Here is a 732-nt window from a genome sequence, read left to right as displayed (position 1 = left end):
AGACCGGTGACCAATGCTGGCAACTTGGCCCGTGATGGTGCCAGATGCAGATTCACATGTTTCATTCCTTCGGTGGCATCCCACCAGAAGACTCCGTGGTCCGCAACGGCCCCGAGGAAGTCGCTATCGAAATCCGTAGGCAGCACGTCCAGGGAAGGGCGGACCCGAAGTTTCTTTGCTTCGGAAGAGATATCGGTGCGCACCGCGACGGGGCTGTGAAGCGTCACGGTAGACTTCGCCGATTGCCCGCGCAGCTCGATGCCCAAAGCGGCGGCCCGAGCCAAATGTTCCCAGATCATGGGCGAGAGGAAATCGCTGGTCGAAAGGTGGGTTCCATTCCACGCGACAAAAGCATTCAACTGCAATAGCGTGCAGAACCAAGCGACCTGATCCTGGTCATAGGCGTAGTCGAACGGCAGCACCGGGATTCCGCCGGTCCGGGTGTAGCGAAAATGCTGCCACGCCAGGTTGCCTGAGACCCAGCGGCCCTTCTCGTTGAGCTGTACCGGACGAATCTGTAGATCAAGTTTCGAGGTGTGGGGGATGGCCCCGGCCTTGATCTTTTGCAGTGCCGAAGCTTGGTAGCGGGCCAGGGTCTTGGGGCGCAGTTCGAACTGGATGCCGAGAGCACGTTCCTCGATGTCGCCAGTCCCTGGTTTGCCCTCGCCGATGAGTGAATCCAGGGTGCGTTCCCAGGGAGCTCGCGGGTCGGGGTCCTCGTAGTTCGTTTCG

General features: G+C 60.1%; 1 protein-coding gene. It reads right to left on the bottom strand.

Annotated features, from left to right (window positions below; genetic code table 11):
- Positions 1-732: hypothetical protein (locus B879_RS24140; RefSeq protein WP_040401611.1), on the bottom strand; the 732-nt coding region annotated here is incomplete at both ends.

Origin of the sequence: Cecembia lonarensis LW9, assembly GCF_000298295.1 — a bacterium.
Taxonomy (GTDB): Bacteria; Bacteroidota; Bacteroidia; order Cytophagales; family Cyclobacteriaceae; genus Cecembia; species Cecembia lonarensis.
Note: the sequence above shows the minus strand (reverse complement) of the source record. Positions and strands in the feature narration are given on the sequence as shown.